At 73.2% G+C, this 21,304-nt stretch carries 14 protein-coding genes and 1 pseudogene; 2 read left to right on the top strand and 13 right to left on the bottom strand.

Annotated elements, in window-relative coordinates:
* Positions 1-482: 482 nt before the first annotated feature.
* The 11 genes and pseudogenes from menC to BMW88_RS37155 form a co-directional block, all read right to left on the bottom strand.
* On the bottom strand, positions 483-1,592 hold the full coding sequence (gene menC / locus BMW88_RS37205; protein ID WP_089960636.1) for an o-succinylbenzoate synthase: 1,110 nt from the start codon (positions 1,590-1,592) through the stop codon (positions 483-485).
* Complete coding sequence (locus BMW88_RS37200; RefSeq protein WP_089960633.1) at positions 1,589-2,398, bottom strand: GNAT family N-acetyltransferase; 810 nt, start codon at positions 2,396-2,398, stop codon at positions 1,589-1,591. Before BMW88_RS37200 ends, menC begins: the two co-directional genes overlap by 4 nt.
* A complete protein-coding gene (locus tag BMW88_RS37195) occupies positions 2,395-3,462 on the bottom strand; it encodes a M20 family metallopeptidase (RefSeq protein ID WP_218148363.1) in 1,068 nt (355 codons plus the stop codon). Before BMW88_RS37195 ends, BMW88_RS37200 begins: the two co-directional genes overlap by 4 nt.
* The gene (locus BMW88_RS37190; protein WP_245778322.1) at positions 3,462-6,695 is read right to left on the bottom strand and encodes a serine hydrolase; all 3,234 of its coding nucleotides are present in this window, start codon (positions 6,693-6,695) and stop codon (positions 3,462-3,464) included. Before BMW88_RS37190 ends, BMW88_RS37195 begins: the two co-directional genes overlap by 1 nt.
* Complete coding sequence (locus BMW88_RS37185; RefSeq protein WP_089960627.1) at positions 6,692-7,729, bottom strand: dipeptidase; 1,038 nt, start codon at positions 7,727-7,729, stop codon at positions 6,692-6,694. The genes BMW88_RS37190 and BMW88_RS37185 overlap by 4 nt, the downstream gene beginning before the upstream one ends.
* Positions 7,730-7,737: 8 nt before the next feature.
* Positions 7,738-8,451, bottom strand: a pseudogene (locus tag BMW88_RS37180) (ABC transporter ATP-binding protein); the annotation flags it as partial.
* Between the two features lie 91 nt (positions 8,452-8,542).
* Positions 8,543-10,459, bottom strand: a complete 1,917-nt coding sequence (locus tag BMW88_RS37175; RefSeq protein ID WP_089960624.1) for a dipeptide/oligopeptide/nickel ABC transporter permease/ATP-binding protein — start codon at positions 10,457-10,459, stop codon at positions 8,543-8,545.
* Positions 10,459-11,433 carry an ABC transporter permease gene (locus tag BMW88_RS37170; protein ID WP_089960621.1) on the bottom strand — a complete coding sequence of 325 codons (975 nt, stop codon included), beginning with the start codon at positions 11,431-11,433 and terminating at the stop codon, positions 10,459-10,461. Before BMW88_RS37170 ends, BMW88_RS37175 begins: the two co-directional genes overlap by 1 nt.
* Positions 11,430-13,007, bottom strand: coding sequence for an ABC transporter substrate-binding protein (locus BMW88_RS37165; RefSeq protein ID WP_089960618.1), 1,578 nt, complete (start codon positions 13,005-13,007; stop codon positions 11,430-11,432). Before BMW88_RS37165 ends, BMW88_RS37170 begins: the two co-directional genes overlap by 4 nt.
* Positions 13,004-13,465 carry a hypothetical protein gene (locus BMW88_RS37160; protein ID WP_245778321.1) on the bottom strand — a complete coding sequence of 154 codons (462 nt, stop codon included), beginning with the start codon at positions 13,463-13,465 and terminating at the stop codon, positions 13,004-13,006. Before BMW88_RS37160 ends, BMW88_RS37165 begins: the two co-directional genes overlap by 4 nt.
* Positions 13,462-14,838, bottom strand: coding sequence for a serine hydrolase domain-containing protein (locus tag BMW88_RS37155; protein WP_089960612.1), 1,377 nt, complete (start codon positions 14,836-14,838; stop codon positions 13,462-13,464). The genes BMW88_RS37160 and BMW88_RS37155 overlap by 4 nt, the downstream gene beginning before the upstream one ends.
* A 235-nt stretch (positions 14,839-15,073) precedes the next feature.
* On the opposite strand from BMW88_RS37155, the gene BMW88_RS37150 reads away from it, so the two are divergent.
* The gene (locus tag BMW88_RS37150; RefSeq protein ID WP_089960669.1) at positions 15,074-15,805 is read left to right on the top strand and encodes an ABC transporter ATP-binding protein; all 732 of its coding nucleotides are present in this window, start codon (positions 15,074-15,076) and stop codon (positions 15,803-15,805) included.
* 328 nt (positions 15,806-16,133) lie between these two features.
* The gene (locus BMW88_RS37145; protein ID WP_089960609.1) at positions 16,134-18,644 is read left to right on the top strand and encodes an FtsX-like permease family protein; all 2,511 of its coding nucleotides are present in this window, start codon (positions 16,134-16,136) and stop codon (positions 18,642-18,644) included.
* A 54-nt stretch (positions 18,645-18,698) separates the two neighbouring features.
* On the opposite strand, the gene BMW88_RS37140 is transcribed toward BMW88_RS37145, so the two are convergent.
* On the bottom strand, positions 18,699-19,625 hold the full coding sequence (locus tag BMW88_RS37140; protein WP_089960606.1) for a hypothetical protein: 927 nt from the start codon (positions 19,623-19,625) through the stop codon (positions 18,699-18,701).
* A 137-nt stretch (positions 19,626-19,762) separates the two neighbouring features.
* On the bottom strand, positions 19,763-21,025 hold the full coding sequence (locus tag BMW88_RS37135) for a cytochrome P450 (RefSeq protein WP_218148362.1): 1,263 nt from the start codon (positions 21,023-21,025) through the stop codon (positions 19,763-19,765).
* Between the last annotated feature and the right edge of the window lie 279 nt (positions 21,026-21,304).

Raw genomic sequence — 21,304 nt, 5'->3', positions numbered from 1 at the left:
CAAACCGGCCCGGACGCAAATCGGCCCGGACCCAGATCCGCCCAGCCACGATCCGCCCAGGCCCAGACCGCCCGCCCAGCCCAGGTCCGCCCGGCCCAGGTCCGCCCAGCCCCGGCTCGGATCCGGACCCGCCCGGATCAGCCCGGACCGCTCAGTCCGGACCGCTCAGTCCGGACCGCTCAGTCCGGACCGCTCAGTCCGGACCGCTCAGTCCGGACCGCTCAGTCCGGACCGCTCAGCCCGGACCGCTCAGCCCGGACCGCTCAGCCCGGACCACCCAAGCCCTGCGCCGCCCGGCCCGAACCGCCCGGCCCGAACCGCCCGGCCCGAACCGCCCGGCCCGAACCACCCGGCCCGAACCACCCGGCCCGAACCACCCGGCCCGAACCACCTCAGCCCGGACCACCTCAGCCCGGACCACCTCAGCCCGGACCACCTCAGCCCGCGCCGCCCAGCCCCGAACCACCCGAGCCCCGCGCCGCTCAACCGGCCCCCACCGGAACCCACTCCGTCTTCACCGTCACCGCGTCGAGCGCGTCCGCCAGCGGCGTCACCCCGAGCCCCGGCCCGGTGGGCACCGCCAGATGCCCGTCGTCGAGCACGAACGGCTCGGTCACGTCCGTCAGGTAGTAGCGGTCGGAGGCCGACGTGTCGCCCGGCAGAGTGCATCCCGGCAGTGCCGCCAGCGCCACGTTCGCGGCGCGCCCGATGCCGGTCTCCAGCATTCCGCCGCACCACAAGGCGATGCCGTGGGCGGCGCAGACGTCGTGGATGCGCCTCGCCTCCAGGTAGCCGCCGACCCTGCCCGGTTTGACGTTGACGACCTGGCAGGCGCCGAGCTTGATCGCGTCGGCGGCGGACCGGGCCGAGGTGATCGACTCGTCGAGGCAGATCGGGGTGCGCACCACCTTCGCCAGCTCGGCGTGGGCGAGCAGCTCCTCCTCGTCCAGCGGCTGTTCGATCAGCAGCAGGTCGAACGGGTCCAGCCGGGCGAGGTGCCGGGCGTCGCCGAGGGTGTAGGCGGTGTTCGCGTCGACCTGGAGCAGCACGTCGTCGCCGAACCGCTCGCGCACGGCCCGCACCGGTTCGACGTCCCAGCCGGGCTCGATCTTCAGCTTGATCCGGACGTAGCCCTCGCCGAGGTAGCCGTCCACCGCGTCGAGCAGTTCCGGGATCGAGTTCATGATCCCCACCGACACCCCGCACGGCACGCGGTCACGCGTCGCGCCCAGCTCGCGAGCGAACGACACGCCACGCGCGCGCAGTTCCGCGTCCAGCACAGCCATCTCCAACGCGCCCTTGGCCATCCGGTGCCCGCGGAAGCGGGCCAGCCGGGGCGCGACCGACACGCCGTCGACCCGGCCCGACAGCGCCGGCACCAGGAACCGCCGCAGCACGTCCGCGCAGCCCTCCAGGTACTCCGACGAGTACACCGGGTCGGCCATCGCGACGCACTCGCCCCAGCCTTCGCCCTCGTCCGTGACGGCGCGCAGCAGCAGCAACTCGCGCACGGTCTGGGTGCCGAACGACGTGCGGAACGGCGACCTCAGCGGCATCTCGACCCAGCGGATCTCCACCCCGGACAGCTTCACGACCCACCGTTCCTCTCGACGACGTACCAGCCGGACCTGTCGAACCCGGTGACACGGGCGCCCGCGGCGAGCAGGCCGCCGAGCACGTCGCGCACGGCGTAGCGCCACTCGTTGGCCGCGGCCGGGTTCGTGGCCCGCAGCGCCTCGATGTCCGGCGGCACCGCGACGAGCACGGTGCTGCCGGTGCCGCTGCCGCGCAGCGGCAGGCCGTCGTCGGAGATCCCGAGGCCCACGACGCCCGTGGCGGTCACGACCCGCGGGTGGCCGGCGCACGCGGCGGCGACCTGCGGCGCGTCGACGCGCCAGCGGACCAGCAGCCGGTCGGTCTCCCCGCCGCCGTTGATGTCGTCGTGCATGCTGCCGTAGAAGTCGGGCAGGTACTCGGTCGCGTCGGCGGCGAGCTTGGCCAGGTTGAAGTGGGCGTTGCGGCGCACCAGCGGGTCGAACGTCCAGGTGACCTCGGTGAGGCCCCTGGCGAGCGCCCACTCGCGCTGGTCGAGCTTCAGCGCGTAGCCGACGTTGCGGCCGCGCATGCCCGCCGCCACCCCGGCGATGTGGCTGTGCAGCGCGCCCGCGGCGGGCGGCGAGCAGAACCCGATGCAGGCGCCCACCAGCTCGTCGCCGTCGAACGCGCCCGCGACATAGCTGCCCGCCTTGGTCATCGCCCGCAGCAGCTCCGCGGTGACCGGGGGAGCGCCGCCGTCGCCGGTCGGCCGCCAGATCGATTCGTACAACCGCTGGGTGGCGACGAGTTCGGCGAACTCGGTGAGCTGCCGGACCACCACGTTCCGCGTCACCAGCGTCATGTCAGCTCCTTCACCAGCGCCGCGAGCAGCGTCGTGCGCGGCGCCAGTTCGGACACCAGCACGTGCTCGCTCTCGGCGTGCGCCCCGCCGCCCACGGCGCCGAGGCCGTCGAGCGTCGGGACTCCCACGCCCGCGGTGAAGTTGCCGTCGGACGCGCCGCCGACCGCTGCCTGGGCCAGCTCGAAGCCGGCCAGTCCGCACGCCAGCTCGAACAGCCCGGCGGACGCGGACAGCTCCATCGGCGCGCGGTTGGGGCCACCGGTCACCTCGACCCGCGCCCCGTCGAGCACCGGCCGCAGCGCGTGCATCGCCCTGTCCACGCGCACCTGCTCCGCGAGGTTGCGCACCCGCACGTCCACCGAGAACCGCGCTTGCGCGGGAACGGTGTTCGTCGTGGTCCCGGAGGTGAGCACGGTCGGTGTGACGGTGGTGCCGGCGGCGAGGTCGGTCAGCGCCGAGACGGCCAGGACCTGGTGCGCCGCCTCGACCGTCGCGCTCACGCCGCGTTCGGGTTCGAGCCCGGCGTGGGCGGCGCGGCCGTGCAGCGCCACCTCGTACATGGACGTGCCCTTGCGCTCCGTCTTGAGCGCTCCGCCGTCCGCGGACCCCTCGGTGACGAGCACGGCCGAGTGCTCCCGGGCCTCGGTCTCGATCAGCCCGCGCGACGACGGCGAGCCGATCTCCTCGTCACCGGTGACGAGAACCGTGACGCCGTCCGGGGAACCGAGTGCCGCGACGGCGTGGAAGATCATCGCGACGCCGGTCTTCATGTCGAAGCAGCCCGGCCCGCGCAGCACCCCGTCGCGCACCTCGAACGGGATCCGCGCGAGCGTCCCGATCGGCCACACCGTGTCGTGGTGGCCGAGCAGCAACACCTTGCGCGGCCCGGATCCCAGACGCCACCGCAGGTGCGTGCGGCCGTCGAGCACGATCCGGTCCGGTGGCGCGCCCAGCAGCGCGGAGCCCACCTCGGCGGTGACGTCCGCGCTGCGCGCGACGGCCGCCAGGTCGGTGGACGGCGACTCGCAGGTCACGAGCCGCTCGATGTCGGCGAGCAGAGTCATCAGGACACCTTCGGCGTGGCGCGGACACCCATGTGCACGTACTTCTCCCCGGTGGGGAGCGCGTAGAACACTACGGACGTCCAGCTCTCATTCTCCGCCATCCGGCAGACGAACAGCGTGTCGTCGATCGGCACGAGGTCGACCTCCGGTGGGTCGGGGACGAGCCCGGCCAGGGGACCGGTCACCGTCATCTTCAGCCGCAGCCCGTTCTCGCCCTCGGTGATGTCGAGGCGGGACGAGGCGCGCTCGTACGTGCCGGCGTAGCGCGCGCAGTCGACGACCGGCGGTTCGGCGGCCGGTTCGACCGGGCGCGGCATGGCGACCCCGGCCAGCTCGGCGAAGATCTCCCGGTACAGCTCCAGGTACACCTCGCGCGCCTGGCCGCCGTTGGTCAGCAACGTGACCGCGAGCCCCTGCTCCGGCAGCAGCCGCAGGAACGAGGACTGCCCGATCGTGTTGCCGTCGTGGCCGATCAGCCGATGCCCGTCCCAGCCGAACCGGATCCAGCCGAGACCCCACGAGTCGCCCAGCACGTGCGGGTCGGGCACGTCGGTTTGCTTCTCGGTCATCGCGGCGGCGGACTCCTCGGACAGCACCCGCGTGCCGTCCGGCGCCAGCCCGCCGTCGAGGTGCGCCCTGGCGAACGCGAGCACGTCCGCGGCGGTGGAGAAGATCGTCCCGGCCGGCCCGAGCGAACGCGGTAGCTGCCACACCGGCGCGGGTTCGAGCTCGTCGTCCTGCCGGGTGACGTGGCCGACGGCGGCGCGGTGCAGCAACGCCTCCTCCGGCAACGTGCCGGTGCGGGTGAGCCCGAGCGGGGTGAAGAGCTTCTCGCGCATCGCCGCGTCCCAGGTCTTGCCGGTGAGCTTCTCGACCACCCGGCCGGCGAGCACGAAACCGGCGTTGCTGTAGGAGAACGTCGCGCCGAGCGGGTGGTTCTGCGCCGCGTCGGCGAGCAGCTCGGTGTAGCGCTGAAGGCAGTCGTCGCCGCGGCCGGTGTCGGTGAAGACGTCGCCGTCGATGCCGCTGGTGTGCGTGAGCAGGTGGCGCATGGTCACCTTCTGCCCGACGACCGGGTCCTTCAGCCTCAGCTCGGGCAGCACGTCGGCGATCGGCGCGTCGAGGTCGAGCAGTCCCTCGTCGACGAGCTGCATCACGACCGTCGAGGTCCACACCTTGCCGATCGAGCCGATCTGGAAGATCGAGTCGTCGGTGACCTCGACGCCGGTCGCCGTGTTCAGCACGCCGTGGTGCGCCTGGACGACCTCGCCCCGGTACAGGACGCCGAGCACCGCGCCGGGCACGCCGTGCTTCTTCGCGAGCGCGGAAAGCCTGCGCTGCCAGTGCTCCGCGTCGAGCGGCTTGCGCCCGGTCGCGTGTTCGCACACCCAGTCGACGACCCGGCGGTTGAAGTCCTCGCGGTGCGACGGCTTGCCGTCGAGGACGAACAGGTGCGACTCGCCGGGGTAGAGCACGAGCCGGGCGGGCACCGAGTTCCGGCGCAGCGCGGTGAACCACTGCTCGGCCTGGCCCACCGGGCACCTGTCGTCCGCGGCGCCCTGGTAGATGAGCGTCGGCGTGCGGACCTGGTCGACGAGCGTGAGCGGGGACAGCTCGGCGAGGTGCTCGCCGGGGCCGCCGAGCTCCAGCTCGGTCAGGTAGTGCCCGCCGTCGGAGGTGCCCGCCATGCTGCTCAGGTCGCTCACCACCCCACCGGCGACGGCGGCGGCGAACCTGGTGTCGCGGCTGGTCAGGTAGCAGGTCATGTAGCCGCCGTAGCTGTACCCGGTGACGGCGAGCCGGTCAGGGTCGGCGATCTCCTCGGCCACGAGCTGGTCGATCGGCTCCAGGAAGTCCCCGGCGTCGGCCTTGCCCCACGCGCCGAGCGCCGCGCGGTAGAACGCCTCGCCGTACCCGTCGCTGCCGCGCGGGTTGAGGACCAGCACCGTCCAGCCCTGCCGCGCCAGCACCTGGTGGTAGAGGTGGACCGGGTCGGCGGCTCCGTTCCAGGCGTTGTGCGGGCCGCCGTGGACGTCCAGCAGCAGCGGCGCCGGGCCGGTGCGCTCCGGGTCGCGGACCAGCCAGCCGTGCACGACGGTGCCGTCCGAGACGGTGAACTCGCGTTCCTCGCGGACCAGCAGGTCGGGGTTGTTGTGTTCGGTGTGGACGGTCACCGTCCCGGTGTCCAGGTCGACGGTGGCGATCTCGCCGTACGAGGTGGCCGTGCCGAGGACGATGGCCGCGACGCCGCCGGCGACGGAGAGCCCCGCCACGACCCGGGAGTCGCCGCCCATGACGAGCCGCGGCTCGTCGCCGTCGAGGTCCGCGGAGTAGAGCTGGGTGCAGCCCCGGTCGCGGGCGCAGAACAGGACGGTGCTCCCGGACAGCGCCGGCAGCCCGCCGGGATAGCCGGCCATGCCGGGCATCACGTTCCGGTCGAGCGCCGCCGAGAGGTTGCGCACCTCGCCGTCCGGCGTCAGGTGCAGCAGGTCGAGGTGCCCGGCGTCCGCGGTGGTCCGCCCGGTGACCAGCAGGCCCCGCGGGGTCCACGCGACGGTCGCGGCCTGCCCGTCGGCAAGCCCGGCGACCCGTGGTTCCGCACGGCCGTCCGCGTCGACGACGTGCACCGGCACGCGGAAGGTGAGGTCGGAGTCCCGGTCCCGCGCCGCCGGGAAGGCGAGCCGGGTCCCGTCCGGCGACCAGGCGGGCGTTCCGGCGTGCCAGTCGCCGGTGGTCACCTGGCGCACCTCGCGGCTCGCCAGGTCCAGCACGTGCAGGTGGGAACGGACGCTGCGCAGGTACCCGGACCCGTCGGCCTTGTAGTCGAGGCGGTCGGCGACGACCGGTGCGGTGGCGTCCGCGATGTCGACGGGCGCGGAGAACGCGAGCCGGGTCCCGTCCTCGCTCCACACCGGCGCGCCGGCACCGAGCGGCAGCTTCGTGAGCTGCTCGGGCTCGCCCCCGCCGGCGGGCAGCAGCCACAGCTGCGCCGGGCCGTCCTGGGCGCGCAGGAACGCGATCTCGCCGCCGCCGGGCGAGAAGGCCGGCGCCACGTCGGCGGTGCCCCTGGTGAGCTGCTCCGCCTTGCCGCCGCGGACCCGCCACAGCGCGCGGACGTCGCGGTCGCCCTCGCGGTCGGTGGTGCGCAGGACGTAGACGATCTCGGTCCCGTCCGGCGAGAGGACGGGCTGCTCGGGCAGCGCGCAGTCGTACAGGTCCTCGGTGGTGGTCACGATGCGGGTCCCCTCGTCAGCTCGGAACGGAACAGGTCGAGCACGTTCTGCCCCAGCACCAGGGCGATGTCGTCGTCGGGCCAGCCGCGCCGCCGCAGCGCCTCGGTGACGAGCGGCAGTCCCGCCGGACCCTCCAGGCCGGGCAGGAACCGGTCGACGGGCACGCCCTCGATGAACTGGACCTCGCAGCACGGCGGGGTGACGTCCCGCAGGACTTCCTCGACGAAGTCCGGGCCGAGGCCGACGTGCCGCACGCCCATGACGCCGGCGATGTGCTCGATGTGGTCGATCAGCCGGTCGATGCCGAAGTCGGTCTCGTGCAGGAACGGCGCGAAGAAGTTCACGCACACCACACCGCCGTTGGCGGCGATGCCCTTCAGCTGCTCGTCGGTGAGATTGCGGTGGTGGTCGCGCAACGCCCGTGCCGACGAGTGGGTCGCCATCACCGGACGGGTCGCGAGCTCCAGCACGTGCTCGACGCCCGCCGCGCTCAGGTGGCTGACGTCGAAGATCATGCCGAGGCGTTCCATCTCGGCCACCGCGGCGACACCGGCCCGCGTGAGCCTGCCGCCGGTCGCGTCCTCGCCGCTGCCGTCGGCCAGCGCGGTGCGGCCGAAGTGCGCGAGCGACGCGATCCGCACGCCGAGCCGGAACAGGGTCTCGAACAGCTCCACGTCCTCGCCGACGCCCGGGGCGCTCTCCAGCGCGAGCACGAGCGCGATGCGGTCACCGGCCAGCGCGGCGTCGATCTCGGCGCCGGTGCGGCACAGCGCGACGGTGTCCGGGTTGCCCTCGGCGATGCGGTGCGCGGCCTCGATCATCCGCAGCGTCCGCCGCAGCGCGCCCTCCGGCCGGAAGACGTCGTCGACGAACACCGGCAGCACCTGCAGGTTCACCCCTCCGGCCTGGAGTTGCGGGAGCCAGCGCTCGCGGAAGTGCGGCACCCACTGCTCGGCCGGGCGGTGCGCGATGGCGTCGAGCAGGTCGTTGTGCGTGTCCGCGACGACGCTGCGCGCGTGCAGATCGCCGGTCATGAAGCCTCCAGCCTGGTGTGCCGCCTCGGCGCGGCCGCGAGCAGCTCGCGCGTGTACGGGTGCTCGGGGGCGGCGAGCACCCGCTCGGCCGGCCCCTCTTCGACGATCCGGCCGCTCTTCATGACCGCGATCCGGTCGCTCACGTAGCGCACGACGGCGAGGTTGTGCGAGATGAACAGCATCGACAGGCCGAGCTGCCGCTGGAGGTCGCGCACCAGGTTCAGCACGGCCCCCTGCACCGACACGTCGAGCGCGGACGTGATCTCGTCGGCGATGACCACCTCCGGCCGCCCGGCGAGCGCCCTGGCGAGCGCGACGCGCTGCCGCTGCCCGCCGGAGAGCCGCGACGGCAGCGCGGTGGCCCGGCCGGGGTCGAGGTTCACCAGCTCGAGCAGGCGGGCGACCTCGGCGCGCCGGTCGGTGCCCCTGGGCATGGCCTCGGCGATCGAGCCGCCGATGCTCATCCTCGGGTCGAGCGAGGAGTACGGGTCCTGGAACACCATCTGGACCTTGCGGAGGTGGTTCTCCGCACCGTCCACCAGCACCCGGCCCGCGGTGGCGGGCACCAGGCCGACGGCGGTGGCGGCGAGCGTGGACTTGCCGGAGCCCGACTCGCCGACCAGCCCGACGACCTGTCCCGACGGGACGGTCAGGCTCACGTCGTCGACGGCGAGGTGGTGGCCGTAGCGGACGCTGACGGCGTCGAACCGCAGCTCGCTCATCGGGTGCCTCCGGTGGTGATGGGGTTCGGGCGGCCGGGTGGCCGCCGGTGCGCGGGGTGGCGGGGGGTCCGGCCGCCGGACCTCGGTTCGCTCATCGCGGCCCGCCGGTGGCGGCCAGCGTCAGCTCGCTCTCCGACCGCCAGCACGCGACCCGGTGCCCGTCGGCCATCGCGGTGAGCTCGGGCTCCTCGGTCCGGCACCGGTCCCCGGCGAGCGGGCAGCGCGGCGCGAACGGGCACCCCGGCCCGATCTCGCCCGGCTCGGGAGGCCGGCCGGGGATCACCGCGAGCGGCGCGTCCCGATCCGTGTCGAGGTCGGGGACCGCGGCCAGCAGCGCGGTCGTGTACGGGTGCCGCGCGGCGGTGAACAGCTCGGCGGTCGGCAGCTCCTCGACGATCCGCCCCGCATACATCACGAGCACGCGGTCGCAGGTCTGCGCGACCACCGTGATGTCGTGGCTGATCAGCAGGACTCCGGCCGTCCGCTCCGCCCTGATCCGCGCGAGCAGCCTGAGCACCTCGCGCTGCACCGTGACGTCGAGCGCGGTGGTGGGCTCGTCGGCGATCACCAGCCGCGGCTCGCCCATCAACCCCATCGCGATCATCGCCCGCTGCCGCATGCCGCCGGAGAACTCGTGCGGGTACTGCCCGGCCCTGCGCTCCGGCTCCGGGATCCGCACGGCGCGCAACCGGTCGACGGCCTTGGCCAACGCGTCGCGGCGCGACATCCCCTGGTGCACCTCGGACACCTCGGCGAGCTGCCTGCCGATGCGGCGCGTCGGGTTGAACGAGGTCATCGGGTCCTGGAAGACCATCGCGAGCTTCGTGCCCAGCTCGCGGTCCGGCGTCGCGGCCAGTGGCCTGCCGTCGAACTCCAGCCGGTCGGCGGTGACCTCGCCGGGGTGCTCGACCAGCCGGGACACGGCCAGCGCGGTGAGGCTCTTGCCCGAGCCGGACTCGCCGACCACACCGATCATCTCTCCCTCGTGGACGGTGAAGGACACCCCGCGCACCGGCGAGATGCCGCCGGGGAACGTCACGCGCAGGTTCCGCACGGTCAGCAGGCCACCCCCGCTGTCGTCCACAATGGACTCCGGTGCCGGTGGTGTCCTCCTGACCGGCTGCGGCCGGCGGCCGGCGGCGGACGCGGCCGCCTCGCCGAAGAGGTTGAACGCGAGGCCGGCCACGACGACGGCGACCGCCGGTCCGAGCGCGGGCGCGGGCGAGAGGTAGATGCGGTTGAGGCCTTCGCCGAGCAGCCTTCCCCAGTCGTAGGAGGGGGCCTGCACGCCGATGCCCAGGAAGGACAGGCCGGCGAACGCGGTGAGGGCGGAGCCCGCGGCCAGGGTCGAGTTGATGACCAGCGGCTCGGCGATGTTCGGCAGGACGTGCCGGGTCAGCAGGCGGAACCTGCCCACCCCGCACACCCGTGCCGCCGCGATGAAGTCGCGGCCGGCGACCGACGCGGTGAGGGTCTGGGTGAGCCGGGCGAACGACGGGGTGATCGCGAACGCGATGGCGAGGACCGCGCCGATCGTCCCGGTGCCGAAGATGACGGCGAAGAACAGCGCCAGCAGCAGTCCGGGGAACGCCACCGCGATGTTCACCGCCGAGGTCACGACGCGGCCTGCCCACCGGGGCAGCACCGACGGCGCCGAACCGAGGACCAGGCCGGCGGCCACGCCGATCACCGTGGCGAGCAGGGCGAGGCCGATCGTCAGCCTGGTGGCGACCAGGACGCGGAAGAAGATGTCACGGCCGAGCTGGTCGGTGCCGAGCAGGTGCGCCGGGGACGGGCCCTGCTGCAGGGCGTCGGTGTCGATCGCCGCGGCCCGGTCACCCCACAGCAGCGGGGCGAAGACGGCCAGCGCCACCAGCAGGCAGAGCAGCACGGCGGAGGTGGCGCCCACGGGGGAGCGCAGGACCGTGCGCACCACGCCCGTCCGGTCGCGCGGGGTGGCGACCGGCGCCGGTCCGGCCGCCGCGCGGAGAACGCCTCGCCTGCCCATCAGGCCTCCCTGATCGTCGAACGGGGGTCGAGCAGCGCGAGCACCACGTCGACGACCAGGTTGACCAGCAGCACCCCGGCGCCGTAGACGAGCACGATGCCCTGCACCGCCGGGTAGTCCTTCTGCTGGATCGAGCCGACGATCGTCGAGCCGAGCCCCGGCCACGCGAACACGTTCTCCACCAGCACGGTGCCGGCGACGAGCGCGCCGAGCAGCATGCCGCCGAGCGTCAGCGTCGCGGTGACGGCGTTCGGCAGCGCGTGCCGCAGGTACACCAGCCGGGCCGGCAGCCGCTTCGCCCTGGCCGTGCGCACGAAGTCGTTGCCCAGCACGGCGAGCAGCTCGACCCGGACGATCCGCCCGAGCACCGCGGCCGGCCCGATCGCGAGCGCCAGCACGGGCAGCACCCACGAACCGGCGGCGTCGTTGCCCGCCACCGGGAACGCGCCCAGCTGCACGGCGAAGAGGCCCACCAGCCCCACCGCCAGCAGGAACTCCGGGATCGCGGCGAGCACCACGCTCGTGGAGGTGAACGCCAGCTCCGCGCCGCGGCGGCGGCCGCCCTTGGTGAGCACCGCCATCAGGACACCGACGGGCACCGCCACGACGACCACGACGAGGAACGCCAGCACCGCGAGCTGCGCGGTCGCGGGCAGCCGGTCGCCGATCAGGTCCGCCACCGGTGTCCCGCTGATCAGCGAGGTGCCCAGCTCACCGCGGAACAGGCCGGTCAGGTAGTGCCAGTACTGCACGGGCAACGGGTCCTCGAGGCCCAGCGCCGCGCGGCGCGCGGCGACGACCTCCGGGGGCGCGGAGAGCCCGAGCGACTCGCGGACCGGGTCGCCGGGGATGAGGTGGATCATCAGGAACGCCGCCGTCACCAACACCCACAGCGAGGTCAGGAACCGCACGGCCCGCCGCCGGGCGAAGGGCAGCCAGGTGCCGCCGCCCCGCACCCGCACCGCGGTGGTCATGAGGCGAGCATCCGGATCGACGCCGGGTCGATGCTGTCGCTGATCGTGAACTTCGCGCCCTTGACGAAGGTGGGCACCACCGCGTCGAAGTAGGGCACGAGACTGGCGTCCTCGACCAGCGCGGCCTCGGCCTTGTTCCAGTGCTCGCAGCCCGCCGCGCCGGCCATCGACGCGGCCTGCTTCGACTCCGCCTCGAACTCGGCGTTGGTGATGTGGCTGAAGTTCACGCCCTGCGGCGGCACCGGGCCGGACGCGAACGACACGAGCTGGCTCGGCAGCGAGAGGGTCAGCGGCACCATCGACACGTCCCACGCGCCCGTGCCGAACAACGTCTGGTTGATACCGGCCGCGTCGGCGGGCGCGATCTCCACCCGCACGCCGGCCTGCTGCCACGCCTGCTGGATCAGCTCGGCGGTCGCGGTGAGGGTCGGGCCGACGACGGTCGGCTGGAGCAGCTTGACCGACAGCACCGCGCCGTCCTTGGTCCGCGTGCCGTCGGGTCCGGCCCGCCAGCCGGCGCCGTCGAGCGCGGCGGCCGCGGCGGCCTTGTCGAAGCCCGGCAGGTTCGGACCGACGTTGTCGCCGGTGCACGGGCGGGGCTGGACCGTCACGAGGCTCTGCGACGGCTTGCCCTTGCCGTTGGTCAGCACCTTGCCGACCTGCGCCAGGTCGAGCGCCTGGACCAGCGCGCGCCGCACCACCGGGTCCTTGCCGGGATGACCGTCGGCCTGGTTGAAGGTCAGCGTTCCCAACGGTGTGGCCGAGTCGACGTGGGCGAGCTTTTGCGCGAACAGGCGTTCCTGGTCGGGGCCCGCCACCGTGGCGGCGGTGAGCTGACCGGACAGCAGCAGGTTCACCGCGGTCGTCTCGTTCGCGATCACCCGGATGACGACCCGGTCCGGCAGGCCCGGCTGGTCGCGCTGCCAGTCGCCGGGACCCCACGCGAAGTCCTTGCGCCGGGTGAGCGTGTAGTGGTCGTTCGGCACGATCTCGGTGATCGTGAACATGCCGGTGCCCTGCTCGCCCTTGGCGAGCAACGAGCGGTCGGCCATGCCCTTGGCGCACACGATCGGCAACGTGCCGGCGTTGGTCAGCAGGAACGCGTCCGGCGCGCCGCTGGTCACGGTGACCGTGCGGGCCGCGGCGTCCGCCGTCGCCGTCGTGCCGGGGGTGACCTGGATCCCGGCCAGCGGGGACTTGTTCTGCGGGTCGCCGACGAACCTGATGTTCGCCGCGACGTCCTCCGCGGTGAGCGGCGCGCCGTCGGCGCACGTGATGCCTTCCCGCAGGGTGAAGGTCGCCGTGGTGGTCGTGGCCTCCCACTTCTCGGCGAGCCCGGCGACGATCTCGCCGGAGGAGGTGCGTTCGATCAGCCTGCCGTAGAGGAACCGGCCGACCGAGCGCGCCGCCGCCAGGACGGTGAGGGCGGGGTCCAGGGAACCGGGATCCGCGCCGATCGACATCGTGAACGTCTTGCCGTCGGCCAGGTCCTGGCTCCCGGACCCCGGGTTCGCCGAGGATCCGCACCCGGCCAGGACGAGAGCTGCCGAGAACAGTGCTACCGCGCGTTTCATGATGTGCTCCGGAGGTGGTCGACGGCGAGGCGTCCGGCGCGGCCGATCACCGCGTCGACGGCGGGGTGCCGGAGGTCGGGCGACTGCGAGCGGGTGAACACCGCGACGGCGTGGCCTCGGCCGTCGGGGTGGGGGACGACGCCGGCCTCGTCGCGGTCGGTCCGGATCGCGTCGGGCAGCGCGGTGATCTCCCCCGGCGTCGAGGGGGTGGTGCGTTCCGGGTCCACAATGGACATCTTCCGGACCTGGTCCCGCGCCCGGCCGGCGAGCGCCTCGTCGGCGCCGGCATCCGCGAGCACGGCGTCCACCGGGGCTTGGCCGGCGCGGTGGCGGGACGTGACGCGCGTCCGCCGGGTCTCGTCCGCACCGAAGGCGCCCGGCGGACCGTCCCCGGCGCCCACCTCGCGGGCGTGGACGGCCCCCTCCATCCCCGCCTCGGCGAAGGCCGCGCCGATCACCGGGCCACCCGGCGGTCCGCCCGGCCGGTGTGCAGGTAGAGCGCCCTGCCGTGGCCGTCGTCCCCGACGAAGGCGTGCGGCAGGTGGACCCCGTGCACCGGTTCGGCGGCGACGAGCGTGTTGTCCCGCCACGGCACCAGCTCGGTCCTGCCCGCGGACTCCGGGCTCACCTCGGCCATGATCCCCTTGGGCACGAGCTCCATCCAGATCCGGCCGTCCTCGTCCTGCGTCACCACGCGCTCGGCGACCGACGACACGTACACGCCGGTGAACCGCTCGCCGTCGACGCGGTCCGGCTCGGCGGCGGGCTGGGGCATCGCGGGCAGCTCGACGCCGGTCAGCTCGCGCAGCACGTGCCGGAAGACCGCCTGGTAGAGGTCGATCGTCTTGCCGCCGTTGGTGAGCAGCGCGACGGCGACACCCCGCTCGGGGACCAGCCGCAGGAAGGCGTTCTGCCCGATCGTGCCGCCGTCGTGGCCGATGACCGTCCCCTGTGGATAGTGGAACAGCTCCCAGCCCAGCCCCCAGGCGTCGCCCATCAGCGCGAGATCGGGCACGCGCACCTGGGTTTCGCGCATGGCGCGGGCGCTCGCCGGCGACAGCACGCCCGCGCCGTCCTCCATGTGCATCCGCGCGAACGCGAGCAGGTCGCGGGCGCTCATCGCGAGCATCGAGCCGGCCGGGGCGTTCGACCGCACCAGCGACCAGACCGGCGCCACCTGCGGGCCCGCGTCCTCGTCCGGCGTGAGGTGCCCGACGGCGGCGCGGAACATGATCGCCTCGTCGGCGCTCGTGGCGGCGCGGGTGAGACCGAGCGGCGTGAAGAGGTGCTCGTGCAGGCAGCGGTCGTAGGGCTTGCCGCGCAGGGCCTCCACGACCCGCCCGAGCACGACGTAGCCCGCGTTGTTGTAGCTGAACATCTCGCCGGGCGCGAAGAGCTGCGGCGTGTCGTGCAGCGTGGCCACGTACTTCTCCACGCAGTCGTCACCGCGGCCGGTGTCGGTGAACAGGTCGCCCTCGAAGCCCGCCGTGTGGTTCAGCAGCTGCCGCACCGTGATCCGGGCGGCGGCGTCCTCGTCGGCGATGCGGAACTCGGGCAGGTAGTCGCGCACGGGCGCGTCGATGTCCAGCAGCCCTTCGTCGGCGAGCTGCATCACCAGGGTCGCGGTCCAGACCTTCGTGATCGACCCGACCTGGAACAGCGAGTCGGTCGTCGTCTCGACGCCGGTGTTCTTGTTGAGCACGCCCGCCGCGGCCTCGACGACCTCGCCGCCCGCGATGACGGCCGCCACCGCACCGGGCACGTCGTGCTCGGCCACCAGTCGAGGCAGGTTCTCCTGCAGCCAGTCGCTGATCTCGTTGAGCTTGGACATCCGCGCCTCATCCACGTAGACGTGACTCCGGTCACTCGACAACCTAGGTTCGGCGCCCCTGCCGACACCTCGTCGCGCCCGACGAATCTGGCCTCGCCGATCTGTCCGTCCCGACGAACCGCGTCCGGGGGTGGAGCGTGCTCCACCTCGTCGTGGGCAGCCTGCGTGATCGTTCCCGGGGGTGCCCGGAACCTACGTTCTTGGTCGAAAGCCGTTGCGGACCAAGGAGAACGTGATGAGGGCAGACGCGCTGTCGTTGCAGGCGGTGCGGAAGGTGTACGGCTCGGGCGGTGCGGCGGTGACGGCGTTGGACGAGGTCACCGCCGGCATCCGGCAGGGGACCTTCACCGCGGTGATGGGACCTTCCGGCTCGGGCAAGAGCACGTTCCTGCACTGCGCGTCGGGCATGGACCGGCCGACGTCCGGCCGCGTGCTGCTCGGCGACACCGACCTGGGTGAGCTGAAGGAGGCGGCGCTGACGAAGGTGCGCCGCGACCGGATCGGGTTCGTCTTCCAGGCCTACAACCTGCTGCCGTCGCTGACCGCCGAGCAGAACATCACCCTGCCGCTGCGCCTGGCCGGCCGCACCGCGGACCGGGACTGGCTGCGCGAGGTCGTCGGCCGGGTGGGCCTGGACGGACGGCTGGACCGGCACCCGTCGGAGCTGTCGGGGGGACAGCAGCAACGGGTGGCGATCGCCCGCGCCCTGGTGGCACGGCCCGAGGTCGTCCTCGCGGACGAGCCGACCGGGGCGCTGGACTCGCGGACCGCGCACCAGGTGCTCGCGCTGCTCCGGTCGATCGTGGACGAGATGGGCCAGACGGTGCTGATGGTCACCCACGACCCGGTCGCCGCCTCGGCGGCGCACAGCGTGCTGTTCCTGGCGGACGGGCGGCTGGCCGGGGAACTGGTCGGACCCACGCCGGAGCGGGTGGCTGAGCGGATGACCCACCTGGGCGAGTGGTGAGCGCGGTGGGGCGTGCGGGCAGCGGACCGGGTCGGGGGACCGGGCCGGGGGACCGGCGCGGCTCGCGGAGAGGTGGTGCGGATGTGCGCACGAGGAGGCCGCGGGGAGCGGTGGAGCGGGTGGTCAGGCCGACGGGTAGCGCGGGGTCGTCCGTGAGCGGGCCGGAACCGGAGGCCGGGAGAGCGACGGGCTCGGGGAGAGGCAGCGCGGCCAGGTCGCGGGAACTGGCGGGAAGCGGGATCAGGCCGGTGCACGCCCCGGCGGCGAGCACGAGCAGCGCGCGGCCCCTCGCGGGGCGTTCGCACGGGACGAAGGGGAGTGGTGGGCCGTGCTGAGCCTCGCCTGGCAGACCGTCAAAGCCCGCACCAGCGGGTTCATCGGCGCTTTCGTCGCCGTCCTGTGCGGCACCGCGCTCGTCGCCGCCTGCGGGATCCTGATGGAGTCCGGCTTCCGCGGTGGCGTGCCGACGCAGCGGTACGCGGCCACCGACGTGGTGGTCAGCGGCGACCGGACCGTGCGGCCGCCCGGTGGGGACGTCCTCGCGTTCGAGCACGCGGCGGAGCAGCCGGCGATCCCGGCCGCGCTGGTGGGCAAGATCGCGGCGGTGCCCGGTGTGCGGGCCGCGGTTCCCGAGCAGACGTTCCCCGCCGTGGTCGTGGGCCAGGACGGGCAGCCGCTCGCGGACAGGCCGTCGCTCGGCCACAACTGGCAGTCCGCCGTGCTGGCGCCGTTCACGCTCCAGGAAGGCCGCGCGCCGGAGGCCGCCGGCGAGGTGGTGCTCGACTCGGCGCTCGCGGCGAAGGCGAACACGTGGGCGGGTGGTGAGGTGCGGATCACGACCCGCTCGGCTCCCGTCACCTACCGCGTCAGCGGGATCGCGGCCACCGCGGACATCCCGCGGCAGGCGGCGGTGTTCTTCAGCGAGGCAGAGGCCTCCGGTCTCGCGGGGCGTCCGGACCGGGTCACCGCCATCGGCGTGCTGGCCGAACCCGGCGCCCACGACCTCGCCGGCCGGCTGGAAGGCGTCCTGGCCGCGGACCACGTCACGGTGTCGACCGGCGCCGACCGCAGCGCGGCCGAGTTCGACGACGTCAGCCAGACCAAGTCGATCCTCGCGATCCTGGCAGGCTCGTTCGGCGGGTACGCGGTGCTCGTCGCGATCTTCGTCGTGGCCAGCACGCTCGCACTGGGTGTCGAGCAACGCCGCCGCGAGTTCGCCCTGCTGCGCGCGGTCGGCGCCACGCCGCGGCAGGTCCGCAAGCTGATCGGCGTCGAGACGACGGTGGTCTCCGCGGTCGCCGGCGTACTCGGCAGCCTGCTGGGCATCGCCGTGAGCAACGGCCTGCGCGACGCGTTCGCGAAGATCGGGGTGGTGCCGGCCGACTTCGCCCTCACGATCAGCCCCATCCCGCTCGTCGCGGCACTGCTGATCGGGGTCGCCGCGGCACGGATCGCGGCGTGGAGCGCGTCGCGGCGGCCGTCGTCGATCAGCCCCGTCGAGGCGCTGGGGGAGGCCGCGGTGCAGCGGCGCGACGCCGGGAGGGTCCGGCTGGCGATCGGCTGGGTGCTGCTGGGCGCCGGCCTCGCCGCCACGACGACGCCGTTGTTCCTGCGCGGGCAGCTCGGCGCGGCGATGTCGGTGCTGGCGGCGCTGGTGCTGATCACCGGTCTTTCGCTCGTCGGGCCGCGCGTGGTCGGTGCGGCGGTGCGGCTGATCGCGCCGGTGCTCGGCCGCACCGCCGGGGTGAGCGGGTACCTCGCCGCGGCGAACGTGCGGAAGAACTCGCGGCGGCTGGCGGCGGCCATCACGCCGTTGATGCTCGCGATCGGGTTCGCCGTGGTGAACTTCTACAGCCAGACGACGTTCACCGCGGCCGTGCAGCAGGAGACGACGCGGTCCATCACCGCCGACCACGTGATCACCGGCGGGACGGGTGTGCCGGTCGAGATCTCCGCGGCCGCGCGCGAGATCCCCGGTGCGACCGCGACCTCGCTGGTGCGCACGCAGGTGATCACCGCGACCGAGACCGGTGACGGCGTCGAGGTGCAGCGCCGGGCGGCCAGCGGGCTCGACGCCTCCGCCGGAGGCACGGTCGACCTCGGCGTCACCTCCGGCCGGCTCGCCGACCTCACCGCCGGGACCGTGGCGCTCAGCGCCGGGCACGCCTCGTGGGAGGGCAAGGAGGTCGGGGACACCGTCGAGTTCTGGTTCGCCGACGGGCAACCCGCTCGCCTGCGGGTGGTCGCGACCTACGAGCACGACCTCGCGTTCGGCGACTACGTGCTGGCCGCGGCCGACGCCCGTGCCCACACCACGGCCGCGATGGACAGCGCGGTGCTCGTGGACTCCGCGGACGTGACGGCGCTGCGCGAGCTGACGAGCCGGTATCCCGGACTGCGGGTCGAGGACCGGGTGGCCGCGCAGGAGCAGGGCGACCAGCGGACCCAGTTCCTGCTGAACCTCGTCGCGGTCGGCGTGATCCTCGGATACGTGGCGATCTCGGTGTCGAACACGCTGGTGATGTCCACGGCGGCACGGCGCCGCGAGTTCGCCCTGCTGCGCCTCGTCGGCACCGGACGCCGGCAGGTGGTCCGGATGATGCGGGCGGAGGCGGTGGTGACGGTCGGGCTCGCCGCGGTGCTGGGCACGGCGGTGGCGGCGGTCCCGCTGGCGGTGCTGGCGATCGGCCTGACCGGCAGCCCGCTGCCCGCCGGAGGTGTCCTGGTGTACCTGGGCGTGCTCGCCGGAGCGGCGGTGCTCGGCGTGGTGTCGATCGCCGTGTCCACGCGGTTGTCGTTGCGCGGCAAGCCCATCGACACGATCGGCACACAGGCGTGACACGCCGGGAAGGGCCACCGGGAACCAGGTGGCCCTTCCCGCCGTCCCGACCGGTCAGCCGACGGGCGGAGCCATGTCGAACCAGTTGAAGGCCTCGACCAGCGCCGTGGTGGTCGAGGTCGAGCCGGGCAGCGTGAGCTGCCAGCGGGTCACCCAGCGGTAGGTGCCCGGCGTGAGGCTCTCGTCGGTGTCGGTGTCCGGGTTGTCGGTCACGGGGATGTACTCGTAGACCGGCTTCTTGGTCAGCGTCGCGTTGACGGTCGCGTAGTCGGACTGCGTCTTCAGGTAGTCGCCGACCCCGTGGTCCGCCGCACGAGCGGGGTCCATGTAACGGACCTGCACGGTGTTGCCGTTGAACGACCCCTCGACCGCGGTCACCGTGACGATGTGGCCACCGCCGCGCTGCAGGCTGTTCTGCGGCCCGGCCGAGTACCGGCCGTAGACCACCTGCAGCGGCCCGCGCGCCAGCTTCTTCGCCATGTCGCCACCGAAGTCCGCGGCGCCGTGCGTGTTGACGCCCTCGGTCGCGGTGCTCCAGCCCGCGTCACGGGCGGGCTTGGTCGCGACGGTCCACGCGGCGCGCAGGTTCGTGAGGTTCGTGCCCTTGCTGGTGTACTTCGCGTCGACGCCGATCCGCCAGATCGAGTTGCCCACGACGGTGTAGTCGGCCGGGTCCTTCGGATCGAGGTCCTTGACCTTCGTGGTCAGCCAGCCGACCGGCGCGTTCTTCTCGTGCCCCCAGTAGTGCAGCACGTTGTAGAGCGAGGACGGTCCGCAGTGCGAGCCACCGTTGTTCTCCAGGCCCGCGCGGTGCTGGTCGACGTCGCTGACCCCGCACTGCTTCACCGAGAAGTCGGAGCCCGCGAGGTCGACGACCTTCACGCAGGGCACCGGCTGACCGATGACCGGGTCGGCCGCGGCGACGGCGGGCAGTGCGACGGTCGAGAGGGTGGCGGCGGCGATGACGGCGTTGCGGATCATGGTCTCTACCTTCCGTTCGCGGAATGCGTTGGTAGGTAAGAGACTGTTCGAGCGCGAGGACGAAGGCATGAGGGATCGACCCTCAACTCCGGCAGCGGAGAAGTTGGGTGTATCAGGTCATCCCCCACCCGACTCCGTCATAGCACCTGCTGGATCGGACTGGGCTGCCGGCCGAGGTGGACCGGCAGCGAGTGCAGCCCGTAGACGATCGAGAGCTTGCGGAACGACAGGTCGCCGGGCGCGACGGCGAGGCGCATCTCGGGGAACCGCTCGACGAGTGCCGGGTAGGCGATCCGCAGCTCCATCTTCGCGAGCTCGGCCCCGATGCAGCGGTGCGCGCCGTAGCCGAACGCGAGGTGCTGACCCGCCGCGCGCTCGGGGCAGATGTCGTCCGGGCCGGCGTAGGCGCTCGGGTCGCGGTTCGCCTGCGACAGCGAGCACGCGACGATGTCACCCGCCTTCACCCTCGTCCCGGCGACGTCGACGTCCCGGCGGGCGATGCGCAGGAACGCCACCTGCACCACGCTGAGGTGCCGCAGCAGCTCGTCGACCAGCCCGTTCACGGCCTTGTCGCCGCCCAGCGCCTGGTCGCGCAGGCTCGGGTCGCGCAGCATCGCGAGCGTGCCGAGCGAGATCATGCTGGCCGTCGTCTCGAACCCGCCGGTGAGCAGCCCGTCGGCCAGACCGGCCAGCTCGTCGTCGCCCAGCTCGTCACCGTGCTTGCGCACCAGCTCGCCGAGCAGCCCGTCGGTCGGCGCCTGCCGCTGGGCGCGCACCAGCTCCCGGAAGTAGACGATCGACTCGGACACGGCCGACAGCGACGCCGTGGCGGCGCCGCCCAGGTCGAAGCGCGAGACGCTGCGCCGCTGGAACTCCTCGCGCTCGCTCGCGGGCACGCCCAGCAGCTCGCAGATCGTGAGCGCCGGAACGGTCATCGCGAAGTGCTCGACGAGGTCGACCGGGCCGTCCTTCATGGACATCAGGTCGAGCTGGTCCGCGACGATGGCCTCGATGCGCGGGACGAGCCGCGAGAGCCGCCGCATGGTGAACTCCGGCGTCAGCACCTTGCGCAGCCGCGTGTGCTCCGGCGGGTCGCTGAACCCGAGCCCGCCCGGCGCCTCGTCCGCGAACAACCCCAGCTCCCGGAGGTGGCCGAAGTCGTTGCTGAACGCCTCGGCGTCCACCAGCACCTGCTTCGACGCCTCGTACCCCGTCACGAGCCACACGGTGACCGGCAGCGGCAGCCGCGTGATCGGCCCGTTCGCCTGCATCCGCGCCAGCTCCGGCACGGGGTCCAACCCGTTGCGGCGCAGCGGCGCCAGCACGCGGGAGGGCACGAACCACGACGACCCGAGGTCGAACCCGGTCTTGCTGAGGTGCGCGAGCAACCTCCGCCCCATCCATCCGGTCACACGGGACCGGACGTCTGTCGCTGACTGCATGACGTCCCTCATGAGGCGGAGTTCCCTTCGGCGGAAAGGGGGGTGGTGCGGCTGCCTGATGACCGCCGGAACGGACAATAATGACGGTGCCGGTCACGCGTCGTCATACCTGGGGCCTAACGCGCCGTCATACTTTGGTCCGATCGAGTTCAGCAGCAGTGCAGGCGGTGCGCAGGGCGTTCGGTTCAGAACAGAGCGTCAGCACCCTGATGTCCCCCCGGCGGTCAGCAGGTACCG

Source organism: Lentzea xinjiangensis (genome assembly GCF_900110955.1).
Lineage (GTDB): Bacteria > Actinomycetota > Actinomycetes > Mycobacteriales > Pseudonocardiaceae > Lentzea > Lentzea xinjiangensis.
This window is presented reverse-complemented; position numbering and strand designations above follow the sequence as displayed.